Raw genomic sequence first — 3,056 nt, forward strand, 5'->3', positions numbered from 1 at the left:
GAATAATCAAAATCACGTTGCATAAATTTTGTTCGTATTTGAGAAGCGTCATGCATGTAGCAGGAGATTCCGAAGTACAAAGAAGTTTTATTATAGAATACAACCACTTTTGTTTTTTCAGAAGATGGTTGACCATAATTAAGTTCACGCTGTGTGAAGGTTTCAATGCCAGACAATTGCCAAATGGGTTTGTCTAATTTGGCCCGGCGCCGCCCCGCCCCCGCTCTGTCCCAGGCCAACTTCTTCATCGCACCTTGGATCGGCGGCCTGCCCAGGGCCACGGCCCGGGGGCGCCTGTGAGCGGTCATAATGCGCCGGCCGCTTGCTGTGGCGGCTGAGTGTGGCCGGCGCATTGACAGTCGAGCAGCTGATGAGTGCTCTCGCGGACTGAAGGGCGTCAGGGCGAGACGGAAGCGAACGGGCGCCCCCGGGCCGGGGCCCGACACGGATGCCGGGGAACGGGTCCGGCCCGGGACACCGCATACGCGTCGCAGGACGGCCGATTTGCCCCCCGCTCCCCGATCGTGTAGAATCCCGCCCCAAAACTATAGAGAGAAACAGGAAGAGAAAGAGGAGGAAGCAAGCAGTGGTCATGGAAAAAGAGGAGAAGACCGGAGTCATCAGCACCTACCGGCTCCACGAGAGCGACACCGGCTCCCCCGAGGTGCAGGTGGCCCTGCTCTCGGAGCGCATCAAGTACCTCCAGGAGCACTTCAAGACCCACACGAAGGACCACCACTCGCGCCGGGGCCTGTTGAAGATGGTCGGCCAGCGCCGCCGTCTGCTCAACTACCTCAAGCGCGCCGACATCAAGCGCTACCGCGAAATCATCGAGCGCCTCGGCATCCGCAAGTAGCGGCGCCGGAGCCCTTCAGACGAAAAGGACGGAAAACATGAGCGTCACACGTGTCTCTATGGACCTTGGGGGCCGCACCCTCACCCTCGAAACCGGCAGGATGGCCAAGCAGGCCGACGGCGCCGTCTTCGTGACCTACGAGGGCTGCGCGGTGCTCGCGACCGCGGTCGCCGCCGACGCGCCCCGCGAGGGCGTCGACTTCTTCCCGCTGACCGTGCACTACCAGGAGAAGCAGTTCGCCGCCGGGAAGATCCCGGGCGGGTTCTTCCGCCGCGAGGGCCGCCCCGGCGAGCGCGAGATCCTCGGCTGCCGGCTGATCGACCGGCCGCTGCGCCCGCTCTTCCCGAAGGGCTTCCGCAACGACGTGCAGATCATCTGCAACGTCTACTCCGCCGACCAGGTCAACGAGACCGACATCCTGGCGCTCAACGGCGCCTCGGCGGCGCTGACGATCTCGCGCGTCCCGTTCGACGGCCCGGTCGGCGCGGTCCGCATCGGCCAGGTCGACGGGCAGCTGGTCGTCAACCCGACCACCGAGCAGATCGCCGCCGGCACCCTGAACGTGGTGATCGCCGGCACCGCGGACGCGATCCTCATGGTCGAGGCCGGCAGCCGCGAGGTCAGCGAGGAGACCATCGTCCAGGCCCTCCTGCTCGGCCAGGAGCAGATCGGCAAGCTCGTCGCGCTGCAGCTCAAGCTGCGCGACGCCGCCGGCGCCCCGCCCGAGAAGATGGCCTTCACGCCCGCGACGCTCGAGCCCGAGCTCAAGCGCGTGCTCGAGGCCGAGTACCTCGAGCAGCTGCGCGAGGCGATGCTCGTGCCCGGCAAGTTCGCGAAGGAGGACGCGGTCAAGGCGGTGCGCGAGCTGGCGTTCGAGGAGTTCGCCGAGTTCGCCAGCCCCGGGGTCGACCGCAAGAAGGAGATCGCCGCGATCTTCGCCGACATGGAAAAGCGCGAGGCCCGGCGCATGATCGCCGAGGAGGGCCGGCGCGTCGACGGCCGCAAGCTCAACGAGATCCGCCCGATCACGGGCGAGGTCGGCCTGCTGCCGCGCACGCACGGCTCGGCGCTCTTCACCCGCGGCGAGACCCAGGCGCTCGCGGTGACGACGCTCGGCACCTCCGAGGACGAGCAGATCATCGACGACCTCGGCCTGGTCACGCGCAAGCGCTTCATGCTGCACTACAACTTCCCGCCGTTCTCCACCGGCGAGGCGAGCATGCTGCGCGGCACCAGCCGCCGCGAGACCGGCCACGGCGCGCTCGCCGAGCGCGCGCTCTCCCAGGTGCTCCCGCCGAAGGAGCGCTTCCCCTACACGGTGCGCGTGGTCTCCGACATCCTCGAGTCCAACGGCTCCTCCTCGATGGCCACGGTCTGCGGCGGCTGCCTCTCGCTGATGGACGCCGGCGTGCCGATCGCGTCGCCGGTGGCCGGCATCGCGATGGGCCTCGTCGCCGAGGGCGGCGGCTTCCACATCCTCTCCGACATCCAGGGGGTCGAGGACCACTGCGGCGACATGGACTTCAAGGTCGCCGGCACCGCGGCCGGCATCACCGCGCTGCAGATGGACCTCAAGGTCAAGGGGCTGACCCGCGAGGTCATGGCGCGGGCCCTGGCGCAGGCCCGCGAGGGGCGCCTGCACATCCTCGGGAAGATGGCCGAGGCGCTGGCGACCCCGCGCGCCGACATCTCGGCGTACGCGCCGCGCATCCTCACCATGAAGATCAAGGTCGACAAGATCCGCGACGTCATCGGCTCGGGCGGGAAGACGATCCGCTCGATCATCGAGCAGACCGGCTGCAAGATCGAGGTGCAGGACGACGGCACGATCAACATCGCCTCGGTCGACGAGAACTCGGCCAAGAAGGCGATGGCGATCATCAAGGAGCTGACCGCCGAGGCCGAGATCGGCAGGATCTACGAGGGCCGCGTCAAGCGCGTCATGGACTTCGGCGCCTTCGTCGAGATCTTCGCCGGCACCGAGGGGCTCTGCCACGTCTCGCAGCTGGCCGAGCACCGGGTCAACAACATCCACGACGAGGTCAAGGAAGGCGACACGATGCCGGTCAAGGTCATCGACATCGACCGCGACGGCAAGATCAAGCTCAGCCGCAAGGAGGCCCTGCGCGAGCGCGGCGGGCAGGCCGGCGCGCCGGGCGGCGGCCACAGCCACGGCGGCCCGCGCAACCACGGCGGCCAC

3 protein-coding genes are annotated in these 3,056 nt (G+C 67.2%); 2 read left to right on the plus strand and 1 reads right to left on the minus strand.

Annotated features, from left to right (window positions below; translation table 11 throughout):
• A partial coding sequence (locus VI078_01530; GenBank protein HEY5997969.1) for a hypothetical protein occupies window positions 1–281 on the minus strand: 281 nt, incomplete at its 3' end.
• 311 nt (window positions 282–592) lie between these two features.
• Between VI078_01530 and rpsO the strand changes: the two genes are divergently transcribed.
• Both rpsO and pnp read left to right on the plus strand, forming a co-directional pair.
• Window positions 593–856, plus strand: a complete 264-nt coding sequence (rpsO, locus tag VI078_01535; protein ID HEY5997970.1) for a 30S ribosomal protein S15 — start codon at window positions 593–595, stop codon at window positions 854–856.
• A 37-nt stretch (window positions 857–893) separates the two neighbouring features.
• The coding region (gene pnp / locus VI078_01540) for a polyribonucleotide nucleotidyltransferase (GenBank protein ID HEY5997971.1) at window positions 894–3,056 on the plus strand (2,163 nt) is incomplete at its 3' end.

It is taken from the genome of bacterium, from assembly GCA_036524115.1.
Lineage (GTDB): Bacteria > JAUVQV01 > JAUVQV01 > JAUVQV01 > DATDCY01 > DATDCY01.

What these genes read in the sequence shown, in the direction of transcription:
- rpsO (HEY5997970.1), top strand. Translation starts at nt 593, where the DNA reads ATGGAAAAAGAGGAGAAGACCGGAGTCATCAGCACCTACCGGCTCCAC.